Raw genomic sequence first — 25062 nt, forward strand, 5'->3', positions numbered from 1 at the left:
AAGGAGGCCGCTGCACGCATCGCATTAACCCCCGTCACTGCATAATCCGCCCGTCCTGCCTGGAGCAGTTTGGGTGGCCACAGGTGGAGCAGTTTGACGTGGCCATCGGGGGCTGACCGCCTCGTGGCCGAGGTCGGAAAGCTCAGTGTCGGCGTGGGCACCTCGCCCGGCGTCACGATCGGGCCATTGATCAATCAGGCGTCGTTGCGGAAAGTGGAAACGCACGTGAGGGACGCGCTCGCCAAGGGCGCCTGAATCGCACTGGGAGGACAGTCGAATGCAGAAGGAGCGCAGTTCTTCGAGCCCACGGTGTTGACCGATGCAAAGGATGACATGGTGCTGGCGAATGAAGAAATCTTCGGGCCGGTCGCCGCCCTCTTCCGTTTCTCGACCGAGGAAGAGGCCGTGCGCCGAGCCAATGACACGCCGTATGGACGCGCGGCATACGTTTTTTTCCAACGACGTGAGCAGGCTCTTCAGGGTCAGTGAAGCGCTTGAATGCGGCACGGTCGGCATGAACACTGGCGCGATCTCCACAGCTGTCGCGCCTTTCGGCGGTGTGAAGGAGTCCGGGCTCGGGCGCGAGGGATCAAGTCACGGGATAGAAGAATTCCTCGAGATTCAGACTCTGCATCTGGATTTGCAGCAGGAGCATTGAACGTGCCCTTGCTTGCAGCGCTGGCGGCCATTCTGATGTGGTCGTCCCTGGCGACGTTGACGGTGTCGCTCGCCGGTATTCCCCCTCTCTTTCTGACGGGCCTGAGCCTGTTCATCGGGGGAGCGCTCTCCATTCCCTGGGTGCGCAGTTGGTCGCTCAACGGGAGAGCGCTTGCGGTTGGAACATACGGCCAGCTCGCGTATCACGTGCTGTACATCGTTGCCTTGCGCTGCGCCCCTCCAGCGAACGCGAATCTGGTTCACTACGCTTGGCCGTCGTTGATCTTGCTGATGTCGCCATTCGCTGGCAAAGGCATGAAGCTGCGCGGGGTCCATCTTCATCGCGGCGATGGCAGCAATTTCGGGCGTCATTCTGGCGGCAAGTGAGGCCGCGGACCTTTCGTTTCGATGGCATGCGGGTTACGGCTATGCGCTTGCGGCCGCGTTCGTCTGGGCGAGCTATTCGGTCGTCGAAGCGCGGAGCACTCTTCCTCGCCTGTGGATGTGGGGCCGGCGTGCATGCTGTTCGGTCTTCTTGCGCTCGCCGGCCATGGGATCTTCGAGCCAGCGGTATCGCTCGAAACGACACAATGGGCCTTGATGTTGGCGTTGGGCATCGGTCCAACAGGTGGCGCGTTCTACCTTTGGAGCTTTGCCATGCGCCGAGGCGATGCACGGATGATCGGGGTGCTCTCCAACGCAACGCCGATTCTTTCGACGCTCATGCTCGTCATCGTCGGCGGGAGGTCCCTGGCGGGGTCCTTGCTGTTGGCAGCTTTGCTGGTAACGCTTTCCAGCCTTGTCGGCTTTGTTGTCGGAAGAAACTTCAGCCGCCCGATTCGCCGCCTTCCGGTACTGGACGCCCTGACCGGTCAACGCAGCGTGAGGCCGGCGTGGGCCAGCAAGCAGCGGAAAACTTCCAGGCGAGCCGTTCCGGTCTCCGACAGTCTGTGGCAGACGTGCACATGCTCGGCCATGTCGCTGTGGCCGCGCAGCGTGTCCTTGCATTCCCGTCCAGACATTTCCAGATGCACGCCGGTCAGGATCGCGCGCCCCTCCCCCACGCTTGAGCTCACGATCGCAGGCGGAGCGCCGACTAGGCCCGTGTAGACGGCGAGGATCTGTGTGTCGTGGCCAGTCGCGTCGCCGAAATCGAAGCGACAGCCGCCGTGGTAGTGCGCATAGAGTCTGACCGGGGCGGAGGTCAGGTAATCGGTCGTCCGGATCTCGACGGCCGCCGCACTCCTTGGCGTTGCGTCATAGGCGACGCCACCCGTCAGCGGGGGCAATGAACCTACCGCGACCGCATCGACGAAGCGCAGTTCGCGTGCGCCGCAGATCGCGCCGTCGGTTCCGGCATGGAAGGCGATCTCCCTGCAGGCGTAATACGCGCCCGCGCAAATGCCCAGGTAGACGCCGCCTGCCTCGGTGAAGCGCCGGATGCGCTGGTTAGGGGCGCCGTTCAACGCCTCGCAGAAGGGAAGATCGGCACCCCCAGGCATGACGAACATGACAGCGTCGTCGAAGAGTGCCGCGTCGTGCGCGAGGTCGTCGGCGATGACCGCGCGGACCTCATAGGCAGCGGGAACGAGCTGCTGGGCGATCGCGCGTATCACGCGGGAGGTTCCGTCAAAGGTGCCGGCGTCAACGTAGACCAGGATCTTCGGTTTCGGCATGGCGGTTCCTCGTTGTCCGCGGGGACGCACAAGTTTTTACTACAAATCGATCCGATGGTTGCTTGATCTGCGCATCTAAGCGACCCTGCTGGTTGACCCTTCGGAATGACTTGAATCCGAGCATCGGCCGCACGATGCGTTTGACGGCCCGATGGTCTTGTTCGACGACTGCGACAGAACCCATTTCAATCTTCGCCGGCTGCACCTTCAAGGCCACTCCGCGCCCGCGATCTGGAACGCGGTGCTTTCGGCCTGACCGGCGCAACGCACTCGCGCGGTTGTTCGGCCCCAGCGAAAATTTGCACCACAGCCACGCTGCTTGTCGGATCCTCATCGCGGCGGCTACCCTTCCGCCACGTGCGTCGCAAGTGCCACGATCCCCAACTCGACTCGCCACCCCAACTCAGGCATTCTTGCACCTGATCATTGGTCATTTCACATAGATAGACCAACCATGCTGCTGCGCACGCTCTCCGCCTGGATGTCCTGCTGGGCTTTTCTCGCCGTAGTGCCCCTGCCAGCCGCCGCGGCCGACACCGGCCGCGCGGCGCAGGCGATGACGGCCGCGGCGCGCGCGTTGGTCGATGCGACGCCGGCGGGGCAGCGGCCAGAACTGCTGCGGCCGTTCACGCTGCAGGCGCGTCGCGACTGGAACTACACGCCGCGTAGCCGGCCCGGCATTGCGTTCAAGACCATGGAGGATGCCCAACGCAAGGCAGCGCAGAATTTGCTGGCCGCGTCCTTGTCGGAGCCGGGGCTGGTCAAGGTGCAGGACATCATCGCCTTGGAGATCGCGCTGCGCGAGATCGAATCCTTCGGCCCCTCGCGCGATCCGGAGAACTATGCTTTTGTGATTTTCGGTACGCCGGAGGCCACTGCGCCCTGGGGCTGGCGGATTGAAGGACACCATCTCTCGCTGCATTTCACGCTGGCCGACGGCCAGGTGGTGGCCACTCTGCCGCAGTTCCTCGGGGCCAATCCGGCGCAGGTGCCGCGCGACATCGCCAACGGAGCCCCACGCAAGGGCCAGCGCGCGCTGGGCGAGGAGGAAGACCGCGCCTATGCGCTGCTGGCCGCGCTCTCGCCGACGCAGCGCCAGCAGGCCATCTTCAGTGCCCAGCCATTCGGTGACATCGTCACGCGCAATGCGGCCCAGCTGGACCCATTGGCACCTGTGGGCGTGGCCTTCAGCGCCATGGACGCATCGCAGCAGGCCTTGCTGCTGCGCATCATCGAGTCGTTGGCCTCGGTGGCCGACCCGTCGTTGGCGCAGCAGCGGTTAGAACGCGTGCGGGCGGGCGGGCTGGAGAGCATCCGCTTCGGATGGGCCGGTGCCACCGAGCGCGGCCGGCCGCACTACTGGCGCATCCAGGGCGCGCATTTCTTGATCGAATGGGACAACTCGGGCGGCAATCACGTTCACAACGTGTGGCGCGATTTCGAGGGTGACTGGGGGCGCGACGTGCTCGGTGAACACTACCGCCTCGCGCGCGCAAGCGGCCACCGGCACTGAGCGTCGTGTGTGGCAGGCGACGAATGGAGCGAGGGTCGCTTCCTGACCGCAAGCACCAATTCGCGGCCGTGCCAGGCCACTGGCCTTCGGCATGATCGCCCGGTCGGCCGAACAGGCGACCCAGTTCGACCTGGTCATCAACTTGAAAACCGCCAGAGCGCTGGGCCTGACGATCCCGCAATCGCTGCCCCTGCGCGCAAACACGGGGCAGTTGCGGACTTCTGCGTGGGCGCCACCCGCTCACCGGCCGAGCGACTCCAATCGATCCACCGCGGCTGCAACGCCCGGAGCTTTCGCAATGACCGATGCAAGCGCGCGCGCACTCGCGACATGGGACGGCCGGCTCAAGACGAGTTCCACCGCATGCGCGATGGCATAAGGCGTGGCCGTCTCGCCATCGAGCGATAGACCGGCCCCCAATGCCTGCACTTGAGCGCCCAAAGCCGGCTGATCACCGGCCTGATTTGGCAGACACACCAGCGGCACGCCGTGCAGCAGCGAAGCCGCCACCGTCCCGTGCCCCGCGTGCGTGACGGTGATCGCCGCAAAGGGCAAGACCAGCGAATGCGAAAGCCCGACTGAGAACGAAGCGTTGGCAACAGTCGCCATCCCCGACACGTCCGCTTTTCCGGGTGTCACCAGCACGCGATAGGGCCGGTTGGCCAGCGCCAGCAAGGTTCGTTCGATTCGCGAACGCTGATCCCAATACGGCCCGGTCGAGAAGCTGACGAGCACCAGCGGTCGCCGATCATCGGCGTCCCATGGAGAATGCCATGCGCTCTTGGTTTCTCGTTCGGCGATGGGGCCGACATAGTCGAAGGATGGCGGTATGGATGCACCGAGCGGATCGAGTTCGCGCACGGTCGTGCAGATCGTCGGAAACGGACGCCATGCGTCCCAGAGCGATTCGAGCGGCGGCCTGCCAGCCGCGTCCCGCACGCCATTGACTGCGTCGAGCAGTCGTGCCTCGAACGCTCCGCCGGGCGGGAACAAGGCACCCGGTGCGCTGTGAACAAGGACCATTGTCGGCACGTCGGCGGACTCAAGCGCGGCGAGCGCGCCGAACATCATGCAGTCCACGACGACCGCGTCGGGCCGTTCCTCAGACAGCAGGCTCGGTACGTCGAGCAGGTGTTCCGCCGCCGCCCAAGTCGCGCGCACTTTCACGCCGAACATCTCCGGGAGCGACAGCTGCTGCCATCGCCCGGCCGCACCGCGCAGGAGCACGAGGCGCAGGTCGCGCGCTGCGAAGTACGCCTGCTGGCTCCCGTACCCCGCGAAGACCACGCGATGTCCGCGTTCGATCAACGCCTGCGCCATGCCGACGGCCGGCGGCTGGTTGCCGGCTCCGTCCCAGGTAAGGAATGCGAACCGAGCCATATCATGCACGGCGCAAGAGCGACTCGACCATCTGGCGCATCGTGGATTCAGTCTCAGCACGCGAGCGGACCATGTCGCGCCGCAACAGCTTCCATGTGTAGACATCGCAGGCGCAGACGAGCGCATCGACAACGACTCGGCGGCGCGTCGGATCCAGGTCGACCAGATGAGGCGCAAACTGACGGCGCACCCATTGCCTGTGGCCCGACCGACCCTGTTCGATCAGTTCGAGGTCCGCCTGCTCCGCGAGGTTCCTGCAGACCATGTCACCGAACCGCTCGTAGTGATCGATCAGCGCTTCGATGGCACCTGCCACGTCGCCCGGTTCGGCGCGAAGGCGCTGCGCCCGAAGTTCGGCGCGCATCGCCGCGAACGCGAGATCCAGCAGCGCCGCGCGGCTGCCGTACACGTTGAGCACGGTCTGGACGCTAACCTGGGCGCCTGCCGCCACCTCCTCAAGCCGAATCTCGGAGCGGAAGCGTTCCGTCAGCATGCGTGCAGTCACATCGAGAATGCGCCGACCCGTCGCTTCGGCGGAAGCCGCGCGTGCTCGCATCGTGTATTGCCGGATTTTCATTTGAATTTACACTAAACCGGAATTGACCTGCAGTCAACGGCCAATGCACAGCCGGTTCCGGGCGCTGGTGCGCAATGGGGTCTAGTCGTTTTCGATGCACAGACTGACGGTGCGCAGAGCCAGTGCTGGCGCCGGCCCTCGTTTGCAAGTTCTTGATTCGGTTGCGATTCCTGTTCGTCTTCCAGGCGCCCATTGAAGGACGATGGCAATGCGCCCGCTTGAACCGCGATCGCGTTTGCCGCAGGGCTTTGAGCGGCACCCGTTGCGCCCCGTCTTGTGCCAGCGGGTGCGTCGGCGCGCACACGATCACCAGATCGTCTTCCCGCCATGGCATCACGCGAACTTCCGCTTCGCGGCAGGGGCCTTCGATCAGACCCATGTGGACTTCCAGCCGCGCCACCGATCCCGCGACTTCGCGGGTGTTGCCGATCCGCACATCGACGCCCGCGGCAGGCCATGCATCCAGATAGCTGGCCACCAGCGGCGGCAAGAGATAGTTGCGAGGCCCAACTCCTTTCCGGTACGTACCACCTGGACCACATCTTGACCACCCCCTCCTTTGAGAAGGGGGTGATGTGGCTCGCCCAAGTGCAGCATCGGTGGTTCCTTCGCAAGAAAAGGCAACGTCGAGCAGGTACGCCAACGGATGAATCGCGACAGCGATCTCCGTGGCCCCCCGACACCGCGCTATCGCGGCGGCGACAACGGCGCCTTGCTCATTTCGACGCGTCTTCATCAACTCTCGGTAATTCGAATGCCTCCTCATTTCGCAGTCAATCCCGTGCGCCGTGCCCTGCTGGGCGCGTCGGCATCCGCCGCAGCGATGGCCAGTCTCGGTCCCTGGAGATCGGCGCTCGCACAGCAAGTTCGGCCGTTGCCCGCCTTCGCGGCGTGGAAGGACGCGGGCGCCATGATCGTGCACAGCCCGAACACCATCGAGCTGCGCCGCGGCGCCATGGGCGACGGCGTGATCACCCCGGCCAAACACCTCTACGTGCGCAACAACATTGCGCCGCCGAGCGCCGACATCCTGAACGACAGGGACGCATGGGAAGTGCAGATCGACGGCGTGCGCCGCCCGCGCGCCTTCAAGCTGGCCGACCTGAAGAAGATGCCGACCGAGACGGTGACGATGGTTCTGCAGTGCAGTGGCAACGGTCGGGGGATGTTCCCTTCCAAGCCTTCCGGCACGCCCTGGCAGGTGGGCGCCGCGGGCTGCGTCATGTGGACTGGCGTGCCGGTACGTGAGTTGGTGCATGAACTCGGCGGCATGGAGGTCGGCGCAAAGTTCCTGACCGGTACAGGCGGCGAGGTCATCCCGGCAGGACTCGATCCAAAGACACGCATCGAGCGCAGCGTACCCGTCGCCGCGATGGAGGACGCGCTCCTGGCGTGGGAACTCAATGGTCAGCCGATCCCCCTGGCCCATGGCGGACCCCTGCGTCTGATCGTGCCCGGCTTCACCGGCGTCAACAGCATCAAGTACGTGAAGCGCGTCGGGTTCACGCATGCGGAGTCCGACTCGTCGATCCAGCAGGCCGACTACAGGATGAGCGCTCCGGATGCCAAGACCATGAATCCCGCGGATCCTTCGGTGTGGCAGATGCCGCCCAAGTCCTGGATCAATTCGCCGCTGCCTGAAGGCGGTACGCTGCGCGCGGGCGCAGCGGTCATCAAGGGCGTCGCGTTTGGAGGAACGAACGCGGTCAAGCAGGTCGAGGTCTCGACGGATGGGGGCGCGACGTGGAAGGTGGCAGCGCTTGTGGGTCCCGATCTGGGTCGATTTGCGTGGCGCGAATTCGCAGCCACTGTTGACCTGACTTCTGGCAGCCACCAGTTGGCCAGCCGCGTGACCGACGTCAAGGGACGCACGCAGCCGGAGACGCGCATCGAGAACAAGGCCGGCTATCTCAACACCAGCTGGCGTGACCACGCCGTCACGGTGAGCGTCGCATGAGCCGGGTGACTGTTCAATCCGGAAGGCTTGCCGCGCCGGTGGCTTTGGCGTTGGCATGGATGGCGTTCGCTGCGCCGTGTTTCGCGGCCGATCCGGCACTCATGGAAGGGCGCCAAATCTTCAACAGCGGCGCAGCATCCGCACCGGCCTGCGCGCTTTGCCACACCCTGAAGGATGCCGGATCAGCCGGACAGATCGGGCCGAACCTGGACGAACTCAAGCCTGATACGGCCCGCATCGCCCGGGTCATTCGAAGCGGAATGGGTCCCATGCCTGCATTCACCGCACTTACGGACGACCAGGTCGCCGCGCTGGCGCGTTACGTCTCTACGGTCACGCAAGCGAAGCCTTGAGCGCGTCCGAGAAGGCTTGAACGCGCCACGCCGCTGACGCGAGCGGCGAAGACATCGCGCAGCGGCACGGAACTATGGGCGGCGCTGTGGGGTGGCTGTGGCTGTGGCTGGGCTGGGGCATCCTCGTGCCGCAACAACACCGCTGGGTCCGACGCCGAACCTCCGCTCCGGACCTCAAGTCTGAGGCGGTCGCCAAAAACCGTCGAAGCCGAGGGGGCCGGGCGCTTCGCGCCCGGCAGGGAACATGAGCACGATGCGTCTGCGGCGCACACCGGTTGCGACCGTGGATTACGCGCCGCTGCGCGGCCGCGCTACACCGCTGCACCCGTCGACCACATACCCACAGCCTTAAAGAATCCTGGATGGTCGTCTCCCCAGGGTCATGCCTGATGTGCTTGTCGCCATAGGTCGCTGGAGACGTCGATGCTCCCGGCGCGCTTCGCGCGTCTGTCTGGCGATGGGGCAGTGCTTGTACAGGCGTGGTCAAGTTGCCCTTCCTTTCCCTGGCGCGAGGTCACGCTTACGCTTGCATCGGGCATTCATTGTTCCGAATCGGTGCAATGTCGATTGACCGGCAGTGACACGTATTTGGCCTATGGGGACAATCCGAGTACCACCCTTGCCGAAATTCGCGAGCCCGGGCCGCGCGCGGCTTCATGGCGATATCTACGTCTTGTGCGCCAACCAGGCTTTCGCAGGGAGTTCGTAGCTCGGTCGTGGATGCAGACGCTCATCGTATTCGGACAGTCGCGGAAACTTGAGCAACGTCTCTTTGTCGTTCAAGGACTGCAAACGAGTGCGCCAAGCCTGGAGCACCAGCCGTCGCTCATCGTCGGAAACATAGGGAACGTACCAGCCGACAAAGGGCTCGAGCACGCCCATGCCGGTATAGGCGAGCGTGCCTTGCAGCAGATGCCTGAGCATGCCTTTCAACGGGCCGTGGATGCCGCTCTCGCCGAACATGTGTTCCCGTCCGCCCAGCGTCACGCTCACAAGCGCACGCTTGCCGCTCAGACCCCCACGGTCGTAGAAGCGCTTTCCGCCATACACCGTCCCCGAAACCAGCACTCGATCAATCCAGCCCTTCAGGATCGACGGGGTTGAGAACCAGAACACTGGAAAGTTCAGGATGAGAAGTTCGCACCAAAGCAGCTTGTCGAGTTCGGCCTGAATGTCACGGGCGATCGTGCCCGTCTGCATTCCATGCCGTTGCTCCAACGCATACGCGCAGTAGTCGGGATTGGCCCGCTCGCCGAAGTCTTCAGGCGACGCAACGGGATCAAAGTGCATGGCGTACAGGTCCGAGACCTGCACTTCGTGGCCTTGGCGATCGAGCTCCTCGACCGCCGCCGACTTCAGGGCGGCGCTGAACGACCGGGGCTCAGGGTGAGCGTGAACGACGAAGACCTTCATGCTCTCAGCCCGTGATGTCTTTGCCGAAGATGGCGCGGGCGATCACGAGTTTCTGGATCTCGTTGGTGCCTTCGTAGATCTCTGCGATCTTGCAATCACGGTAGATCTCCTCCACCCGGTAGTGCGAGCCATCGGCCGCCAACTCCGCCATGAAGCCATAGCCGCCAAAGATCTGCACCCCATCGCGTGCGAACTCGGCCGCGAGGTTGGTCGCGTACCACTTCGCCATCGCAGCCTCGGGCTCCGGAAAGGCCTCCCCCGAATCCATGCGCAGCGCCGCCTTCATGTACAGGTTGCGTGCGTTCTCGATCTCGGTGGCGCGCTCGGCCAGCTTGAACTGCCAGTGCTGGAACTGCGCAATCTTTTTGCCGAACGCCTGGCGCGTTTTCAGGCGCTCGACGCTGTGGTCGAAGGTCGCCTGCGCCATGCCGACGCCGCTGGCCGCGATGCCGATGCGCCCATAGGTCAAGGTCTGCAAGGCGATCTTGAGGCCGCCGCCCACTGTGCCGACCACGTTCTGCGCAGGTACCTGCACGTTGTCGAAATAGATGTCGGCCGTCAGCTGGCCGTGGTTGCCCATCTTGCGGTCCGGTGCGCCCACGCGCACGCCCGGTGCATCGAGGTCGATCACGATCTCCGTCATGCGCCCTTCCTCGGCGCACAGCAGCACGACGAAGTCGGCGACCGGCGCGTTCGTGATGAATCGCTTGCGGCCATTGATCACATAGCCCCCGCCCTCGCGGTTGGCGAAGGTCTGCATCGTCTTGATGCTGAGGTCCGTGCTGGCATCGGGTTCGGTGGTGGCGAAGCTGCCGATCTTCTCGCCGGCCAGCAGTGGCGTGAGGTATCGCGCCTGCAACTCGGGCGACGCATGCTCCAGCGCGTGGCCTGCCAGGATGCAATGCACGTCGACGACCGCCGCGACGGAGTTCGAGTGGTAGGCAAGTTCCTCGATGAGCGCGGCAGTCGCGCAGGCCGGATACTTCAAGCCGCGACCGCCCACCTCGGCCGCGAAGGGAATGCGGAACAGCCCCGCATCGGCCATCTTGCGAAAGAGTTCGCGCGGGAAGTTCTCGACCGACTCTTCGCGGTGCCCGATCTCCCACGCCACCGGCGCAACGTGTTCGTCGGCGAAGCGGCGGACCTCGTCGCGGATGGCCAGCGTTTCTGCGGTCGTGAGCAGGTCGTGATAGAGCTTCGGCTGATGGCGCTCAGGCGCCTGTGGGCTCAATGCAATGGTGTTGTCTCTGGCGTTCATGTCTCGCGTTCCTGTGGCGGGTGGGCGTTGCTCGCCCGTTGAATGTGAGACCAAGTCTAGGTATTGAGGCAGGTGGGGTACATTGGCGAAAGTGACGTTTTCCATGCGAGATCGGACAGTCCATGCCGCGTGCCGCAATCCTTGCCTTTGACGGCTGCTACGCCTCCAGCCTGGGTGGATTCGCCGACATACTGCAAGTGGCGAATTCCCATCTGCGCAGACAGCAGGGTGCGTCTGCGGAACTCTTCGAATGGCGCTTTGTGTCGCTCACGGGCGAGCCCGTCGCGGCCAGCAACGGCCTGCAACTGCAGATACACAAGATCGGCGCGCGCGAGCATTTCGACCTCGTCTTCATACCCAGTCTGCACTACGCCGGCCACAAGAAGTTCGACCAGCTGCTCCAATCTCAGCCGGCTGCATGCGCGTGGCTCGCATCGCAGTGGCGTCGCGGCGCTTGGCTGGCAGCCAACTGCACGGGCACCTTCATCCTGGCACAAACAGGTCTTCTGGATGGGCGCATTGCCACCACGACCTGGTGGCTGGAACGGCAGTTCCGCACGCGCTTTCCGCAGGTCGATCTACAACTGCGGCCCGTGCTCACAGAAGTCGATCGGCTGCTGTGCGCCGGCGCCTCGGCGTCCTATCTGCTTCAGGCCATTCGCGTGGTCGAACGATTCTGCGGGCCGGCAATCGCGTCGCAATGCGCCAAGAGCATGCTCATCGATGTGAGCCAGACAAGCCAGACACCCTATCTGCCCTTGCTCGCAGACATCACCCACACCGACGCGGTCGTTCATCGTGCCCAGCACTGGTTGCACACGAACATGGCCCGGCCGATCCGCATTGCCGAGCTCGCGGGCGAACTGGCGGTGAGCGAAAGAACGCTGGTCCGACGGTTCAACGTCGTCCTCGATCAGTCTCCGCTGACCTACCTGCAGCACCTGCGCATCGACTCGGCCCGTGCCCTGCTGGAAGCCAGCGATCTCGGCGTCGACCAGATCGCGATGCAGGTGGGCTACAGCGACGCCAGTTCCTTTTCGCGCTTGTTCCGAGAGCGCATGGGTCTGAGCCCTGGCGCATATCGCAGCCGATACAAGTCCCTGGACGCCGAGATGTCTGGCTAGACCTCAGCGCAGCGCCGCAGCTTCAACAAGGTTGAGCTTGCCTTCCGCTGCAAGCTTCTTGTTGGGCTCGTCTTCCAAGAGCCGGAATTGGTCCACGACGACCGCGGCTCACGCCCTTGTCGACGAAAAATAAGGTCTTGCTGTTGATCGTCAGCACGCGGATCACTCGACGCTCGACCATGCCATCGAGGTTGCCGGTCCACGGCTTCGCGTGCGCCAGATCGATTGTCAGGTCCCTTCAGCCCTTTTCTTCGAGCAATCCTCCTGAGCGAACGCAAGGCTTCCGGACAGGAAGAAGACAAGCGCAAGGCGCAGCAGTGCACAGGCGGTTTTCATCTTCGTGTCCCTTCAGTTCGTGGGGTGAGTTGCAGCGTGGACGAATTGATAACCCTCGATGCCCCTGCGAGCGGACATGTGTCGGGGTTTCGGCCCGTCCGGCTGTCCTGCAGATCCTCGGGCCTGCGCGCGTGGCCGGTCGCGCTCGAAGCCTCTGATGCCCTTCAGGACCCGAAGGCGCGTTGTCCCGAAAGGGTAATTCGGTGTCCCCTGCCGTCAATCGAGGTTTGCCTTCCGCACGGACACTGAATCCTCCGACGTATCGCGTCCTATATCGCGCCCAATACACACGCAAGAGACAACACCATGACCTTCTCCATGCCAGCCACTGCTGCCCTTCCAGCATCGCCCGCCCGCTTGCCGCGCGCCTATGCGTGGGTGGTCTTCGCACTCACCTTCGGCCTGATGCTGTCCGACTACTTGTCGCGACAAGTCATCGGCGCCGTCATCCCCGCGCTCAAGGCCGACTGGGGATTGCTGGACTCGCAACTCGCGATGCTCGTGAGCGTGGTCTCGCTCGTCGTCGGCATCCTGACGGTGCCGATGTCGCTGGTCGCCGACCGCTGGGGTCGGGTCAAGAGCATCACGCTCATGGCTTTCGTGTGGTGCCTGGCGACCATCGCCTGCGGCCTGGCGCAAACCCACGGGCAACTGCTCTGGGCACGGGCCTTTGTGGGCCTTGGCGAGGCGGCGTACGGTGCCGCGGGTGCCGCGTTGCTCGCACATGTGTTCCCGGCCAGGCAACGCGCCGCCGTGCTGGGCGCCTTCCTCTCGGCGAGCCTGTTCGGTTCGGTGCTCGGCGTGGTCCTCGGAGGCGCCGTCGCGGCTCATTCCGGCTGGCGCATGGCCTTCTTCGTCGTGGGCGCACCGGGCCTGCTGCTGGCCCTGATCTACCCCTTCGTGGTGCGTGACTACAAGACGGTCGAGTTGACGCCCGATGTTCCGCGCAGCGGCGCCGCACCCAAGCGCCTGCGGCTGGCACAAATCGCGCGTGAAGTGTTCGCGGCGCGCTCGGGCAATTTCACCTACCTCGCAAGCGGACTCCAGATGGCGATGCCCGCCATGCTCATAGCCTGGCTGCCGACCTACTTCAGCCGCTACCACGACGTGGACGTGAAGAAGGCCGGGATGATGGCCGGCGTGGCGGTCCTCGCCTCGGGCATCGGCATGATCTTCGGCGGTGGCCTGGCGGACAGGCTCAGCCGCAATCATCCGCGGCGCCGTACCCTGGTACCTGCTGCCTACTCCGTGATCTCGGCGCTGGTCCTGTCCACCGCGTTCGCCCTGCCGCCCGGCCCGTTGGGACTCGGCCTGATCTTCCTCGGCGCCTTGTTCGCAGCCGCGCACGGAGGCTGCTCCGGTGCCATCATCTGCGACGTCACGCACCCCGGCGTGCGCGCCACGGTGACGGCGACGGTCGCCCTGGCCAACAACCTGATCGGCCTCGCACCGGGCCCGCTGATCGTGGGCGTGCTGTCGGACGTCATCGGGCTGAAGCTCGCACTGACGCTGACGCCGGCGCTCGCGCTCGCAGCGGCGGTCTTCTTCGTCCTCGCCTCGCACAACTACGAGGCCGACGCGGCTCGCACTCGGGCCAGGGGCACGCCGGAAGCGGCCTGAACGCAAACGGCACGCATCGTCGACACGCCTCAAGTCGAGTCACCTATGAATGCATCCCTGACACTTGCCGGCTGGCGCAAACCGGCGCGCACGAACTTCCACGGCGTCCTGATGTCGCTGGTGGTCGCGGTGGCCGCCATCTCGCTGCCGATCACTATCACATCTCGTCGGTGCTGTTCGCCTTGCTGCTCGGCATGGCACTGAACTTCCTGTCGACCGAAGGCCGCTGCATGCCGGGCATCCAGTTCTCCGCGAGCACGCTGCTGCGCATCGGCGTGGCGCTGCTCGGCGTGCGCATCACCTTCGGGCAGATTGCGGCGCTCGGCGCAGTGCCCATCGCGATGGCGGTGCTGTCGGTCGCGCTCACGATCGGCTTCGGCGTCGGGCTGGCGCGCCTCATGGGCTATCGAAGCAGGTTGGGCGTGCTGACGGGCGGCGCTGTGGGCATCTGCGGCGCATCGGCGGCGATGGCAATCGCAGCAGTCATCCCGGTGCACGCCGACGACAAGCTGAAGGAGCGCGCCACCATCTTCACGGTCATCGGCGTGAGCACGCTGTCGACGCTGGCGATGGTGCTCTATCCGATCAGCACCCTGCTCGGCCTGAGCAGCCAGGAGGCGGGCGTCTTCCTCGGCGGAACGATCCACGACGTCGGTTCCACTCCGACCTGCTCGACATCATGGGGAAGAACCCCTACGTCAACGCGGCCACGATGACCATCCTGGGCGTTCCGGTCGACCTGTCGAAGGTGGACATCGGCGCCTATGTGATCGGCGGCATCACCGACCACATCACGCCGTGGAAGAGCTGCCATGCAACGGCGCGCGTGTTCGGCGACGACACCACCTTCGTGCTGGCCAATGCGGGGCATCTGCAAAGCCTGATCAACCCGCCCGGCGCGCCCAAGGCTTTCTTCTCGAGCGCGCCCAGCCGCGCGGCCGATCCAGACGAATGGGCCCGCACGGCGGTGCGCCAGGAAGGAAGCTGGTGGCCGCACTGGCGTGCGTGGGTGCACCAACGATCAGGCGAATCGATCGCTGCGCCAGGCAAGGCCGGCTCTCTCGCCCATCGTCCTCTGTGCGCGGCGCCGGGCGAGTATGTGATGGTGAAGTGACTGCGATTCGAATGGCACGCAGCGAGCCGAGCCGCCGGCTCGCTCGCTAGGCTTGCAGGCGCGAACGGCGGCGGCGCCCGGCCAGCTCGCCGAACTGCTGCTTGTACCAGCGCGAGAAGGCGCTCAGCGCCGAGAAGCCCAGCAACTCGGCCACCTGCGACAGCGGACGCGACCCGTCCTCGATGTAGCGCGCGGCCATTTCGCGCCGTATGACGTTCACCACCTCGCTGAACGTGGTGCCCTCGCGCAACAGGCGCCGATGGATTGTGCGCCGGTCGACGCCGAGCTGTTGCGCCACCATGTCGATCGAACACTGTCCCGAAGCCAACAGCACGAGCAGGATGTTGCGCACGCTGTCGACCGTGCTCATGCGCCCCTCCCCGGCGCCGGCGTCGAGGACCTGCCGCGCATAGCGCGCCATCACCGGATCGGCCGTCGGGTTCGGTGCATCCATGTCGCTCGACTTGCAGACGAGCCCGTTGAAGTCCTGTCCGAAGGCCACGTCATAGCCGAACAGCCGGATGTGGACCGCGGGGTCGCGCGGCGGTGAGTGCATGAAGCAGACCCGCAATGGATGCCATGCCGGACCCAGGAAAAACTTGAGACTGCGGAACATCACGCCGACCAGCAACTCCGTGCCTTGCCGCGACGGACCGCGCTGCCCGACAAGCTGCTCGCGGATCACGGCGATGCCATCCTCTTCCTCGAGCTTCATGAAAAGCGATTGGTTCATGAGGTGGCTGTAGCGCATCCAGGCCCGGACCACGCGGCGCACCGTGGGCTCTTCCCGCACCACCAGAGCGACCGCCCCGAGGTTCGACAGCTGCCGTGTCTCGGCCATGCGCAAGCCGAAATTGTCCATTTTGCTGGCAGTTGCAGCGGCCTCGAGCAGGCGCCGTACCGTGTCGCTCGGAATCCGCAGGTCGGGATCGTGCAGGCAGACCGGATCGAGGTCGGCATCGGCGAGCAGGGCCAGCGGATCGAGGCCCGCCGAACGCGCGATCACGGCGAAGTTGGTCAGGCTGGCACTTCGGACGAGATTCGTCATGGCTGGGTACGTGGTGTCCCCGAAGGTTAAACGAATGTCACCGGTGGTCAAGCGGCGTATGCCCTCTGCCGGAACAATCAAGGCATTCGATACAGCTGTCGGCCCGGATGCCGCGGCGACAAATTTCAGGAGACAAGACCCATGAATCAACGCGACAACCCCCCCTCCAGCACCCCGGTGTGCGACCGCATGCGCAACAGCAGCAACTGGAATCCCGACTGGGATTCCTTTGCCACGCTCGACGCGGCGTGGACCGAGAAGTTCATGGCCATGGGCACCGCGCCGATGGTCTCGGGCCTGCTCGATGCCAAGACCATCGAATTCCTCGCCATCGCCGTGGACGCCTCGTGCACCCACATGTACGCGCCGGGCGTACGCCGCCACATCCGCAAGGCTCTCGAACTCGGTGCCACCAAGGAAGAGATCAACGCGGTGCTGCAGTGCGTGAGCGTTCTGGGCATCCACACGATGAGCCTGGGCGCACCGATCCTGCTCGAAGAAGCCACCGCACACGCCCAGCGCAACGCCGCGAGCGCCAGCTAACCCCCCACCCCGAACCCTGCCCCCACCTGAACTCTTTCCGGAGACAACCATGCACTTCCTCGACGACTCCCTCCTCCCCGAAAACCAGCAAAAGCTCGTGATCCAGGTCGCCCCCTACGGGCCCCAATGGGCCGCTGGCGATTCCGACGACATCCCCGTCACGATGGACCAGCAGGTCCAGAAGGCCGTGGACTGCTGGAACGCCGGCGCCACCGTGCTGCACGTGCACGTGCGCGAAGACGACGGCAAGGGCAGCAAGCGCCTGTCCAAGTTCAACGAGATGCTGGCGCGCCTGCGCGAAGCGGTGCCGCAGATGATCCTGCAAGTCGGCGGGTCGATCTCCTTCGCCCCCGAGAGCGACGGCCAAGCCGCCAAGTGGATGAGCGACGACACGCGCCACATGCTGGCCGAGCTCGACCCGCGCCCCGACCAGGTCACGGTGGCCGTCAACACCCAGCAGATGAACGTGATGGAGCTGATGACCGCGGCCGACGTGGCGGGCACCTCGCTGGCCAACCCGGTGGTGCAGGCGGCCTACCGCGACATGATCGTGCCGTCCAACCCGTCGTGGCACGAGGAGCACATCCGCCGCCTAGTGGCCAAGGGCATCCAGCCGCACTTCATGCTAGGCAACCTCACAGGCCTGGAGAGCGTGCTGCGCATGGTGCGCCGCGGCGTGTACTCCGGGCCGCTGAACCTGAACTACGTGGCCATCGGCGGCGGCTCGGCCGGGCTGCATCCAGCCGACATGCTGGAGTTCGCACGCCGCACGCCCGACGGCGCGGTGCTCACGCTGGAGACGCTGAACCGCCACATCTACCCGATGAACACGATGGCCATCGCGCTGGGCATGCATGTGCGCGTGGGCATCGAGGACACGCTGTTCGGGCCGCACGGCGAGCGCATGAGCTCGGTGCAGCAGATCGAGATGGTGGTGCGCCAGGCGCGCGAGTTGCGCCGTGAAGTGGCCACGGGTGAAGAGGCACGCAGCATCTTCGGCATCGGCCAGTCCTGGAGCGACACCGACGAGACGCTGGCGCGCCTGGGCATGCCGCCCAACCGCGCTCAGGGCCAGCGCGGCGTGCCAGTGCGCGCCATGGCCTGAGCACGCCGTTCCCTGCGCACCACTTCGCCAACCCCTTTTTCCGCAGACCGCGAATGTGCCAGAACACTCCCATTGCAGACCCCTGCATCAACATTTGCCGAATGGATCAGGACGGGATGTTCTGCCAGGGTTGCAAGAGGACCGCGCTGGAGATCGGCGGCTGGCCTCGGATGACTGAGCCGCAAAAGGCCCAGGTGCTTGTCTTGATCGAACGGCGCATGAACGCGGTGTTCACGCCCGCCCACACGACGCTGCAGGCGGCCGCATGAGCCGGCCGTCGCGCCACGCCGTCTGAACAGAACCAATACCGACGAAATCGGAGACAAGAATGAAAGCCAATCTCACCACCTCGACGCCTTCGGCATACGCCTACCCGCTGCTCAACAAGCAACTGCTGGTCAACTCGTTGAACCTGTATGGCGACCAGGAGATCAACTACCGCGGCGAGACGCGCTACACCTTCCGCGAGTTTCGCCAGCGTATCGGTCAGCTCGCGTCGGCATTGAGCACGCTGGGCGCGCGCCATGGCACGACGGTGGCCGTCATGGACTGGGACAGCCACCGCTACCTGGAAAGCTACTTCGGCATTCCCATGATGGGGGCCACGCTGTTCACGGTGAACGTGCGCCTGTCGCCGCAGCAGATCGTCTACACGCTCAACGATTCCGACGCCGAGATCGCGCTGGTGCACGCGGATTTCCTGCCGGTTCTCGCGCAAATCAAGGATGGCCTCTCAATCCAGCGGTTGCGCAGACCGCTGCGCCGGCGGCCCAGAAGCTGGCTGTCGGCTACGTGCACAACCTGTCCAAGCGCACCGCCCTGTATGCGACCTACGCCTACATCCAGGACGAGAACGATCTGGACATCACGGTGGGCGGCCCCGCCATGGTCACAGCTGTCGGAAACGTCGCGATGTCTGGCAAGACCTCTCGCGGCTATGACGTCGGTATCCGGCATGCCTTCTAGGTCGACGAGGGAATAAGCCCACTTTCAGCCGGACACCTTGGAGTCGCCCGCGACGGGCGGCTGAACCGAGCTACCGCAACGGACGGATCGCAACCCAATGCCGGGATTCGTCGTATGAAACCTTTCGTCTATTGTTCTGCCTCGCAGTGGTCGGTGCCGCAGAGCCCGCGATTGCATACCAAGTGAACATGTGCGTCGATGCAAGCGGTCGCAAGGTATTGACGGATCGACCTTGCGAGAACGATCGAACCACCGGGCAACGCCGGAAAATCGCGAGACCAGGGATGCTAGCCTGCGTTGGAGAGATCGATGATCGCCGGGGAGTCGCCTTGGGTGCCAGGACACCCTGCCAACGGTGCCGGGAAACGCATGGCCCCGCTTATCGATGGTCACCACGTCGCGAACCTGTGGCGTGCGAACCGTGCCGTTGGTGCCGAGTCCGATACTGGCGCTACTGCAATGTGCGTGCTTGGCCTACACGCCCACATCAGATAGACGGCCAGCAAATGTCAACATAACATCCAATCCAAATCCGAAAGGCAGCTGTGAGGTCTCGATGCGCGAGACGAACAAACGACGAGGATGGCAATGCGCGAAATGACGACCGCCGCTGAAGCACCCCGGGAGCCCGTGCTTAGTCCCAGAGATCGCACCTCGGAACTGCTCTTCGGCGTTCTCATCGCAACCAGCTTTGTAGGGGCCGTGTTGTCGCGCGTCATTGCGTTGGTGATGCTGTTCATCGGCGGGCTGGCGTTCGGGCGCCATTCAGGCTACGGCGGCTGGAAGGCCGGCTTCGGTATTGCAGCGCTGGGCACCGTGCTCGTGGTCGCGATCAACGCGCTGGCCGGATGAGAATCGCACGTTGGGCCCTCACGGCGCTCGGGGCCATGGCCGCCGTGACCGCACTCGCCAATGAGATGGAAGGCAGCGGGCGGCGCGCCTTTCCGCCTGACAGCGCCTCATGGGAGTTCTCGGTCACGGCAATTCCGACGATCGTTCGCGGCGGCGAGAACTTTGTTTCGGGAATCGCGGTAGCCGACCGTGGCTCCCTGCACCTCGAGGCGAGGGCAAATTATGAGTCGGTCGGTGCACGTTCGGCATTTGTCGGCTGGACTTTCTCCGGCGGCGACGAAATCAAGTGGGAGTTGACGCCTCTGCTTGGCACTGCCTGGGGCACGACCAAGGGCTTTGTGCCCGGCCTGGAGGCGAGCGCCGCATGGCGGCGGCTCGACTTCTATGTCGAGGCCGAATACGTCAACAACAGGAATGACCAGAGCAGCAGCTACTTCTACGCGTGGAGCGAGCTCGGCTTCCGGCCCTTCGAGTGGCTGCGCGTCGGCCTTGCCGCGCAGCGGACCCGGGTTTATGGCGGCGCGCGCGACATCCAGCGCGGCCCGTTCGCGCAAGTGACTTGGCGCCGAATGACGATCGGCGGCTTCTGGTTCAATCCAGGATCGAAGGATCAGGTCCTGGTCACCTCGATCGGCGTGGCCTTCTAAAGAATGGTCGGGCGACGTGGCAGCATGTCGCACTGCTCTTGCCGATTCACTCCGCGCCTGCTGTCGAGGTCATTCAAGGCCGCTAGCCAAGCCAACAAATGATGGGAGCGGACAAAATTTGGGGGAGTGCCCGCGGGCGGACTGGCGTATCCATCAAGGCCAAATGGCGGCGCAGGTCTCCTTCGCTGCCGTCAGCGCCTGTCAAAGTGGTCAGGAGACCGGAACACGGTTGACCAACCCGGCCCCCGCCTCGAAGGCACTGATGCTCTCGATGGTGGTCTGCATGATCTGCCCGATTGCCTCCTGAGTGAAGAAGGCCTGGTGGCCCGTCACGATCACGTTGTGGAACGACACAAGCCGCTGGATCACATCGTCCTCGATGATCGTCGACGATAGGTCCTGGAAGAACAGGCTGGCCTCTTGCTCGTAGACGTCGATCGCCAGTCCACCGAGCTGTCCGGTCTTCAGCGCGGCGATCGCGGCCTCGGTGTCCACCAGGCCGCCACGACTGGTGTTGATGAGGATGGCCCCGCGCTTGGCGCGCGCCAATGACTCGGAGTTCACGATGTGCCTTGTCTCCTGCGTCAGGGGGCAATGCAACGAGAGGACGTCGCAGCCGGGCACCAGCTCCGCCGTGCTCGCATAGCGCCCGCCCATGGCCTCGAAGGCAGGGTTGCGGTACTGGTCATAGCCCAGCACCGTGCACCCGAAGCCGAGCATGATGCGCGCGAAGATGGTGCCGATCTTGCCGGTGCCGATGACACCCACAGTCTTGCCGTGCAGGTCGAAGCCCATCAGGCCGTCGAGTTCGAAGTTGCCATCGCGCGTGCGCACGCTGGCCCGCGCGATCTTGCGGTTCACCGCCAGCAGCAAGCCGACGGCGAACTCGGCCACCGAATACGGCGAGTAGCCCGTGACGCGCACGACCTCGATGCCCAGCCCTGCGGCGGCCATAGCGTCGATCTGGTTGTAGCCGGTGGAACGGGTAGCCACCAGCCGTGTTCCCTGCGCAGCCAGGATGGCCAGCACTTCGGCATCGACGTTGTCGTTCACAAAAACACAGACAGCCTCGCAGCCGGCCGCCAGCGATGCCGTATGGGCGGTCAATCGGTCCTGCAGGAACATCAGTTCATGCCCCGCCTCGGCGTTCGCCGCGGTCAGGAATGTCTTGTCGTAGCTCCGCGTACTGAACACGGCTGTCTTCATGAGATCTCCTTGCGCAATGCGATCGTTGGACGAAAGTGACTCAAAACGGAAGGTCCTTGCACTGTGCCGGTCGTTGTTGGCTGCTATCTCCAGGAGCACCATGGCATCGATAGGTACCTCGCCGACAGCCCACCGCCTGCTGGCGGTATTTCGCACCGTAGCTTTGGGCAATTTGCTGAGTGCTGTCAACCTCGGTGGAGTCTCATTGGACTGCGGGGCAGTACTTTTCGTGGGGCGGCCGCGGGAGGCTTTTCGCTCCCAAGTTCGTCTTGCCCGGGCTGCCGGGCACCTCGGCCCAGATCGGAATGCGTGATGGATACCGATATCGTAGCCCGTCGCGTTCTTTGAGAGACCTTAGCTTGTCCCAAAAATTAAACTAACGGACGTTAACTTCCCACCACATGCCACGAGTCTGTGTCCAGAAGAAAACGTCGAGCAAACTCGGCCCCCAGTATCAGTGCCTTATCCGTTAGTATGTTTTCATGTCTACGCGCTCGCCCTGTTTTCACCTCCCGGCCGAAACTCATAGTGCAGCTTTCGAAAGCTGGCTGGCTGACCAACGCGCTGCCGGCACATTGCGCCAGGCCTCTTCGATCGCTATTTCGACCGGGAAATGTGGTTCGCATTCACCGCTGCCTTGGCTTGCTCGCCTTGGCCATGTGTGCCGCCGCCAGGCGCTTCAACGTCTGGTCTTGATTGCTCGCTTCTTGAGAGACGGCGCCGCACCCAAACCCGCCCGGCGTCCATGCAGCCGCGAGAGCTCGGCGGCCGCATTTGCAAAGCTCGCCCGGATGAATTCGAACGCGCGCGAGCTTGCCGGTGCCAACGTGCGGCCGGCACGGTGGATGATCCCGAGCGTCAGGTCCAGATCCAGCGGCGGCGCGACGTCCAGCGGTACCACGACGCCGGCTTTCAGCGGATCGAGCACCGCGATGGCCGTCGATGGCGTAACGGCGTCGCTCGATGCGAGCAAGGCGTGCATCGTGGAGAGATCACTGGTGCTGAGGGAGAAGTGCTGGCTGATCGGTATGCCGAGTCCATAGAGGTCTGCAATCCTGCGCTCGACAGACTCGTCGGCGTAGCCCCCGGAGATCAGTGGATACGCAGAAAGGTGAGTCATCGTGACGTTGCGCTTTGCCGCTAACGGGTGCTCCGCGCGCGCGAACCAGCCGAATGTGCAGGGGTAAAGCGCCTCGATCACCATGTCGGGATCGTGTTGCGCGATGCGGACATCGCCGATGAAGAAATCAAGTTGCTCCTTCAGCAAGGCGGCGTGGAGCATGTCGGTGCTCTGAACCATGGCACTCATGCGCAGGCCCGGTGCCCTGTCGAGCATCTCCAGCATCAGCGGTGCGAGCAGGAACTTCGCGATCGATGAGCCCATGCCGAAGGCCAGCGAGCCGAGCTCGCCGTCGCGCATGAGCGCCAGCGAACGCGCCCCTTCGTTCTCGTCGAACACCATGCGGCGCGCGCGCTCGACATAAGCCAGTGCATAGGGCGTCGGGCGCAGGCGCCGGTCCTGCCTGTCGAACAGTGGCACCCGCAAGACGTTCTCGAGTGCGCGCAGGCTGCGCGACAGCGCAGGCTGGCTCAGGTGCACCACCTCGGCTGCGGCGGCAAGCGAGCCGAGGTCGATGACGGCCAGGAAGTGCTTCAGCTGACGGATGTTCACGCCGCCCTTTCATTTGCAGATTCTGCAAGTCATTGCTGAATATTATGCAATTTACGCAATCGCGGCGAATTCCTAGACTGCCTCCCACAGCCCGGAACCCGCCATGAACGCCCTGCACCCGAACCACTGCGCAAACCTGCGACCCGTCGTCGCCATCTCGTCCGATCGGATCGAGCGGCACGGCCATCCGGCGCATGCGGCGCTGCACGGCTACGTCCGCGCCACCAGCGAGATTTCGCAAGCCTTGCCGCTGGTGCTGCCTGCCCTGGCCGAAGGCCTGCATGCCGACACGCTGGCGGCGTCGATCGACGGCATCGTCCTCACGGGCAGTCCGTCGAACGTCTCGCCGCAGCGCTACGGTTCGCCTTCGCCGCACCGCGAGATGCTGCTCGACCCCCACCGCGATGCCGCGATCCTCCCCCTGCTGCCGACGCTGGTCGCGGCCGGCGTGCCCCTGCTGGCGGTATGCCGCGGCTTCCAGGAAGTCAACGTCGCCTGGGGCGGCACGCTGGAGCCGGCCGTGCATGAGCAGTCGGGCAGGCTTGACCACCGCGAAGGCGATCACGATCGCCCGATCGAACGCTGGTACGACGACAGCCACGACGTCCACCTCGTCGAGGGCAGCCTGCTGGCGCGATTGGCCGGCGCCACGCGGACGCAGGTCAATTCCTTGCACCACCAGGGCATCGATCGCCTGGGTGCCGGCTTGCGCGTCGAAGCCATGGCGCCCGACGGACTGGTGGAGGCGTTCTCTATCGCCAGCGCTTCCCAGTTCACGCTGGCCGTGCAATGGCATCCCGAGATGCGCGTCGACGACAGCGCATTCGCACGCGCCATCTTCGAGGCTTTCGGCGATGCCTGCAGAGCGCGACAGCGGCAGCGGCGGCGCGCCTTCGCCTGATACATCCACAACTAAAGGAGACATATGGACAACGACACCTGGATCAACGCGCTCTTCAGCCAGAGCTACGCAGAAGCGCGCCAGAAATTCCTGAATGCCGCGTCGCGGCGCGGCCTGCCCGTGGAGTCGCACGTGCTGAAGATGCCCGGCGCCCACGGCGAAACGCTGGCCACCGACGTGGTGCTGGACGGCCCTGCCGATGCGTCGAAGATGCTGCTGGTCATCAGTGGCGTGCACGGGGTCGAGGGCTTCTGCGGCTCGGCAGTGCAGACGGGCATGCTGCTTCTGGATGCCGCCGACCGGCCAGGCGAACTGCGCGACACCGCCGTGCTGCATGTGCATGCGATCAACCCCTTTGGCTTTTCGCACCTGCGCCGCGTCACGCAGGAGAACGTGGACCTCAACCGCAACTTCGTCGACTTCTCGAAGCCGCTGCCGGTGAACTCGGGCTACGCAGAGATTCACGAGTTGTTGCTGCCCAAGGAATGGCCGCCGCAAGAAGACGTCGAGGCCGCGCTGGCTGCGTATCGCGAGCGCCATGGGGCACGCGGCCTGCAACGCGCCATCGGCCTCGGCCAGCATGCCTTCGCCGACGGCATGTTCTTCGGCGGCCATGGGCCGACCTGGAGCAACGACACCTTCCGCCGGATCCTGCAGCGCCATGCGCCGCAGGTGCGCCAACTGGCATCGATCGACATCCATACCGGCCTCGGCCCCTATGGCGTCGGCGAGCGCATCTTCGCGAGCTTCGATGAAGACCCTGCCGTGCTTGCACGCGCCAAGGATTGGTGGGGCGAACTGACCTCGGTCACCGCCGGGACATCGACCAGCATTCCACTGACCGGACCCATCCAGACGGCCATCACCGATGAGTGCGCCCAAGCGCAGCACGTGGGCATATGCCTTGAATACGGGACCTACCCGAGCGAGCGGGTCACCGCCGCACTGCGCGCGGAGCATTGCCTGCACCGGCACGGGCATGGCGATACGGCCCAGTCCGTCGCGATCCGGCAGGAACTCAAGGATGCTTTCTACCCCGATGCCGCCGACTGGAAGCTCGCGGTATGGCAACAGGGCTCGCAGGCCTGCCTGCGTGCGCTCGAAGGCCTGCAAGAAGACGCGCCCCAGGCGATGCCGGCATAAC

At 64.6% G+C, this 25062-nt stretch carries 24 protein-coding genes and 5 pseudogenes; 19 read left to right on the forward strand and 10 right to left on the reverse strand.

Features of this window, described 5'->3' with window-relative positions; translation table 11 throughout:
- Positions 1–111: 111 nt before the first annotated feature.
- From WKW80_RS37420 to WKW80_RS37425, 3 genes and pseudogenes are all read left to right on the forward strand, one after another.
- A pseudogene (locus WKW80_RS37420) lies at positions 112–658 on the forward strand (aldehyde dehydrogenase family protein); the annotation flags it as partial.
- A gap of 2 nt (positions 659–660) precedes the next feature.
- The gene (locus tag WKW80_RS25230) at positions 661–1044 is read left to right on the forward strand and encodes a hypothetical protein (RefSeq protein WP_340366322.1); all 384 of its coding nucleotides are present in this window, start codon (positions 661–663) and stop codon (positions 1042–1044) included.
- Between the two features lie 21 nt (positions 1045–1065).
- Positions 1066–1446 (forward strand): annotated as a pseudogene (locus tag WKW80_RS37425) (EamA family transporter); the annotation flags it as partial.
- 83 nt (positions 1447–1529) lie between these two features.
- Here WKW80_RS37425 and WKW80_RS25235 read toward each other — a convergent pair.
- Positions 1530–2333 carry a BPL-N domain-containing protein gene (locus tag WKW80_RS25235; RefSeq protein ID WP_340366323.1) on the reverse strand — a complete coding sequence of 268 codons (804 nt, stop codon included), beginning with the start codon at positions 2331–2333 and terminating at the stop codon, positions 1530–1532.
- Positions 2302–2532, reverse strand: a pseudogene (locus WKW80_RS37430) (hypothetical protein); the annotation flags it as partial. The gene WKW80_RS25235 and the pseudogene WKW80_RS37430, both read right to left, overlap by 32 nt.
- 255 nt (positions 2533–2787) lie before the next feature.
- On the opposite strand from WKW80_RS37430, the gene WKW80_RS25245 reads away from it, so the two are divergent.
- A complete protein-coding gene (locus WKW80_RS25245; protein ID WP_340366324.1) occupies positions 2788–3846 on the forward strand; it encodes a DUF3500 domain-containing protein in 1059 nt (352 codons plus the stop codon).
- A 240-nt stretch (positions 3847–4086) separates the two neighbouring features.
- On the opposite strand, the gene WKW80_RS25250 is transcribed toward WKW80_RS25245, so the two are convergent.
- Genes WKW80_RS25250 through WKW80_RS25260 form a run of 3 tightly spaced genes read right to left on the reverse strand, consistent with a single transcriptional unit; the run spans position 4087 to position 6569 of the window.
- Complete coding sequence (locus WKW80_RS25250) at positions 4087–5226, reverse strand: nucleotide disphospho-sugar-binding domain-containing protein (protein ID WP_340366325.1); 1140 nt, start codon at positions 5224–5226, stop codon at positions 4087–4089.
- Between the two features lies 1 nt (position 5227).
- The gene (locus WKW80_RS25255; RefSeq protein WP_340366326.1) at positions 5228–5719 is read right to left on the reverse strand and encodes a hypothetical protein; all 492 of its coding nucleotides are present in this window, start codon (positions 5717–5719) and stop codon (positions 5228–5230) included.
- Positions 5682–6569 carry a LysR substrate-binding domain-containing protein gene (locus WKW80_RS25260; RefSeq protein WP_340366327.1) on the reverse strand — a complete coding sequence of 296 codons (888 nt, stop codon included), beginning with the start codon at positions 6567–6569 and terminating at the stop codon, positions 5682–5684. Before WKW80_RS25260 ends, WKW80_RS25255 begins: the two co-directional genes overlap by 38 nt.
- Here WKW80_RS25260 and sorT point away from each other — a divergent pair.
- Both sorT and sorU read left to right on the forward strand, forming a co-directional pair.
- Entirely contained in the window at positions 6558–7760 is a 1203-nt protein-coding gene (gene sorT / locus WKW80_RS25265; protein WP_340366328.1) for a SorT family sulfite dehydrogenase catalytic subunit, read from the forward strand. The two genes, WKW80_RS25260 and sorT, sit on opposite strands and share 12 nt — an antisense overlap.
- Entirely contained in the window at positions 7757–8113 is a 357-nt protein-coding gene (gene sorU, locus WKW80_RS25270) for a SorU family sulfite dehydrogenase c-type cytochrome subunit (protein ID WP_340366329.1), read from the forward strand. Before sorT ends, sorU begins: the two co-directional genes overlap by 4 nt.
- A gap of 666 nt (positions 8114–8779) precedes the next feature.
- Here sorU and WKW80_RS25275 read toward each other — a convergent pair.
- Both WKW80_RS25275 and WKW80_RS25280 read right to left on the reverse strand, forming a co-directional pair.
- Positions 8780–9526, reverse strand: coding sequence for an NAD(P)H-dependent oxidoreductase (locus WKW80_RS25275; protein ID WP_340366330.1), 747 nt, complete (start codon positions 9524–9526; stop codon positions 8780–8782).
- Between the two features lie 4 nt (positions 9527–9530).
- Positions 9531–10784 carry an acyl-CoA dehydrogenase family protein gene (locus WKW80_RS25280; protein WP_340366331.1) on the reverse strand — a complete coding sequence of 418 codons (1254 nt, stop codon included), beginning with the start codon at positions 10782–10784 and terminating at the stop codon, positions 9531–9533.
- 122 nt (positions 10785–10906) lie between these two features.
- On the opposite strand from WKW80_RS25280, the gene WKW80_RS25285 reads away from it, so the two are divergent.
- The 4 genes from WKW80_RS25285 (at position 10907) to WKW80_RS25300 (ending at position 14978) form a co-directional block, all read left to right on the forward strand.
- Positions 10907–11908, forward strand: coding sequence for a GlxA family transcriptional regulator (locus WKW80_RS25285; RefSeq protein ID WP_340366332.1), 1002 nt, complete (start codon positions 10907–10909; stop codon positions 11906–11908).
- Between the two features lie 642 nt (positions 11909–12550).
- Positions 12551–13864 carry an MFS transporter gene (locus WKW80_RS25290; RefSeq protein ID WP_340366333.1) on the forward strand — a complete coding sequence of 438 codons (1314 nt, stop codon included), beginning with the start codon at positions 12551–12553 and terminating at the stop codon, positions 13862–13864.
- 170 nt (positions 13865–14034) lie between these two features.
- Positions 14035–14580: a YeiH family protein gene (locus WKW80_RS25295; protein ID WP_340366334.1), complete on the forward strand. Its 546-nt coding sequence runs from the start codon at positions 14035–14037 to the stop codon at positions 14578–14580.
- Positions 14544–14978, forward strand: coding sequence for a hypothetical protein (locus tag WKW80_RS25300; protein WP_340366335.1), 435 nt, complete (start codon positions 14544–14546; stop codon positions 14976–14978). The genes WKW80_RS25295 and WKW80_RS25300 overlap by 37 nt, the downstream gene beginning before the upstream one ends.
- Positions 14979–15024: 46 nt before the next feature.
- Here the strand turns inward: WKW80_RS25300 and WKW80_RS25305 are convergent, their stop codons facing one another.
- Positions 15025–16026 carry an AraC family transcriptional regulator gene (locus tag WKW80_RS25305; protein WP_340366336.1) on the reverse strand — a complete coding sequence of 334 codons (1002 nt, stop codon included), beginning with the start codon at positions 16024–16026 and terminating at the stop codon, positions 15025–15027.
- Positions 16027–16167: 141 nt separating this feature from the next.
- Between WKW80_RS25305 and WKW80_RS25310 the strand changes: the two genes are divergently transcribed.
- The 7 genes and pseudogenes from WKW80_RS25310 to WKW80_RS25335 all read left to right on the forward strand — a co-directional run bounded on the left by WKW80_RS25310 (position 16168) and on the right by WKW80_RS25335 (position 20139).
- Positions 16168–16569, forward strand: coding sequence for a carboxymuconolactone decarboxylase family protein (locus tag WKW80_RS25310; protein ID WP_340366337.1), 402 nt, complete (start codon positions 16168–16170; stop codon positions 16567–16569).
- 49 nt (positions 16570–16618) lie between these two features.
- Positions 16619–17674: a beta-keto acid cleavage family enzyme gene (locus WKW80_RS25315; RefSeq protein ID WP_340366338.1), complete on the forward strand. Its 1056-nt coding sequence runs from the start codon at positions 16619–16621 to the stop codon at positions 17672–17674.
- A 53-nt stretch (positions 17675–17727) separates the two neighbouring features.
- Complete coding sequence (locus WKW80_RS25320; protein WP_340366339.1) at positions 17728–17943, forward strand: DUF1289 domain-containing protein; 216 nt, start codon at positions 17728–17730, stop codon at positions 17941–17943.
- A 59-nt stretch (positions 17944–18002) separates the two neighbouring features.
- A pseudogene (locus WKW80_RS25325) lies at positions 18003–18419 on the forward strand (AMP-binding protein); the annotation flags it as partial.
- 17 nt (positions 18420–18436) lie between these two features.
- Positions 18437–18640: pseudogene (locus WKW80_RS37715) on the forward strand (porin); the annotation flags it as partial.
- Positions 18641–19270: 630 nt separating this feature from the next.
- Complete coding sequence (locus tag WKW80_RS25330) at positions 19271–19492, forward strand: hypothetical protein (RefSeq protein ID WP_340366340.1); 222 nt, start codon at positions 19271–19273, stop codon at positions 19490–19492.
- A complete protein-coding gene (locus tag WKW80_RS25335) occupies positions 19489–20139 on the forward strand; it encodes a hypothetical protein (protein WP_340366341.1) in 651 nt (216 codons plus the stop codon). Before WKW80_RS25330 ends, WKW80_RS25335 begins: the two co-directional genes overlap by 4 nt.
- A 210-nt stretch (positions 20140–20349) precedes the next feature.
- Here the strand turns inward: WKW80_RS25335 and WKW80_RS25340 are convergent, their stop codons facing one another.
- Positions 20350–21345, reverse strand: coding sequence for a 2-hydroxyacid dehydrogenase (locus WKW80_RS25340; RefSeq protein WP_340366342.1), 996 nt, complete (start codon positions 21343–21345; stop codon positions 20350–20352).
- Between the two features lie 679 nt (positions 21346–22024).
- Positions 22025–23017, reverse strand: coding sequence for a LysR family transcriptional regulator (locus tag WKW80_RS25345; RefSeq protein ID WP_340366343.1), 993 nt, complete (start codon positions 23015–23017; stop codon positions 22025–22027).
- A 103-nt stretch (positions 23018–23120) separates the two neighbouring features.
- Between WKW80_RS25345 and WKW80_RS25350 the strand changes: the two genes are divergently transcribed.
- Complete coding sequence (locus tag WKW80_RS25350) at positions 23121–23918, forward strand: gamma-glutamyl-gamma-aminobutyrate hydrolase family protein (protein WP_340366344.1); 798 nt, start codon at positions 23121–23123, stop codon at positions 23916–23918.
- Positions 23919–23942: 24 nt separating this feature from the next.
- On the forward strand, positions 23943–25061 hold the full coding sequence (locus tag WKW80_RS25355) for a M14 family metallopeptidase (protein WP_340366345.1): 1119 nt from the start codon (positions 23943–23945) through the stop codon (positions 25059–25061).
- Position 25062: the final 1 nt, after the last annotated feature.

Source organism: Variovorax humicola, assembly GCF_037889915.1.
Classification (GTDB): domain Bacteria; phylum Pseudomonadota; class Gammaproteobacteria; order Burkholderiales; family Burkholderiaceae_C; genus Variovorax; species Variovorax humicola.

Coding starts and splice junctions, on each gene's coding strand:
- sorT (WP_340366328.1), top strand. CDS start 6,558: ATGCCTCCTCATTTCGCAGTCAATCCCGTGCGCCGTGCCCTGCTGGGC.
- sorU (WP_340366329.1), top strand. CDS start 7,757: ATGAGCCGGGTGACTGTTCAATCCGGAAGGCTTGCCGCGCCGGTGGCT.
- WKW80_RS25290 (WP_340366333.1), top strand. CDS start 12,551: ATGACCTTCTCCATGCCAGCCACTGCTGCCCTTCCAGCATCGCCCGCC.
- WKW80_RS25350 (WP_340366344.1), top strand. CDS start 23,121: ATGAACGCCCTGCACCCGAACCACTGCGCAAACCTGCGACCCGTCGTC.
- WKW80_RS25315 (WP_340366338.1), top strand. CDS start 16,619: ATGCACTTCCTCGACGACTCCCTCCTCCCCGAAAACCAGCAAAAGCTC.
- WKW80_RS25310 (WP_340366337.1), top strand. CDS start 16,168: ATGAATCAACGCGACAACCCCCCCTCCAGCACCCCGGTGTGCGACCGC.
- WKW80_RS25305 (WP_340366336.1), bottom strand. CDS start 16,026: ATGACGAATCTCGTCCGAAGTGCCAGCCTGACCAACTTCGCCGTGATC.
- WKW80_RS25335 (WP_340366341.1), top strand. CDS start 19,489: ATGAGAATCGCACGTTGGGCCCTCACGGCGCTCGGGGCCATGGCCGCC.
- WKW80_RS25275 (WP_340366330.1), bottom strand. CDS start 9,526: ATGAAGGTCTTCGTCGTTCACGCTCACCCTGAGCCCCGGTCGTTCAGC.
- WKW80_RS25250 (WP_340366325.1), bottom strand. CDS start 5,226: ATGGCTCGGTTCGCATTCCTTACCTGGGACGGAGCCGGCAACCAGCCG.
- WKW80_RS25340 (WP_340366342.1), bottom strand. CDS start 21,345: ATGAAGACAGCCGTGTTCAGTACGCGGAGCTACGACAAGACATTCCTG.
- WKW80_RS25355 (WP_340366345.1), top strand. CDS start 23,943: ATGGACAACGACACCTGGATCAACGCGCTCTTCAGCCAGAGCTACGCA.
- WKW80_RS25260 (WP_340366327.1), bottom strand. CDS start 6,569: ATGAGGAGGCATTCGAATTACCGAGAGTTGATGAAGACGCGTCGAAAT.
- WKW80_RS25280 (WP_340366331.1), bottom strand. CDS start 10,784: ATGAACGCCAGAGACAACACCATTGCATTGAGCCCACAGGCGCCTGAG.
- WKW80_RS25285 (WP_340366332.1), top strand. CDS start 10,907: ATGCCGCGTGCCGCAATCCTTGCCTTTGACGGCTGCTACGCCTCCAGC.
- WKW80_RS25300 (WP_340366335.1), top strand. CDS start 14,544: ATGGGGAAGAACCCCTACGTCAACGCGGCCACGATGACCATCCTGGGC.
- WKW80_RS25235 (WP_340366323.1), bottom strand. CDS start 2,333: ATGCCGAAACCGAAGATCCTGGTCTACGTTGACGCCGGCACCTTTGAC.
- WKW80_RS25255 (WP_340366326.1), bottom strand. CDS start 5,719: ATGCTGACGGAACGCTTCCGCTCCGAGATTCGGCTTGAGGAGGTGGCG.
- WKW80_RS25320 (WP_340366339.1), top strand. CDS start 17,728: ATGTGCCAGAACACTCCCATTGCAGACCCCTGCATCAACATTTGCCGA.
- WKW80_RS25245 (WP_340366324.1), top strand. CDS start 2,788: ATGCTGCTGCGCACGCTCTCCGCCTGGATGTCCTGCTGGGCTTTTCTC.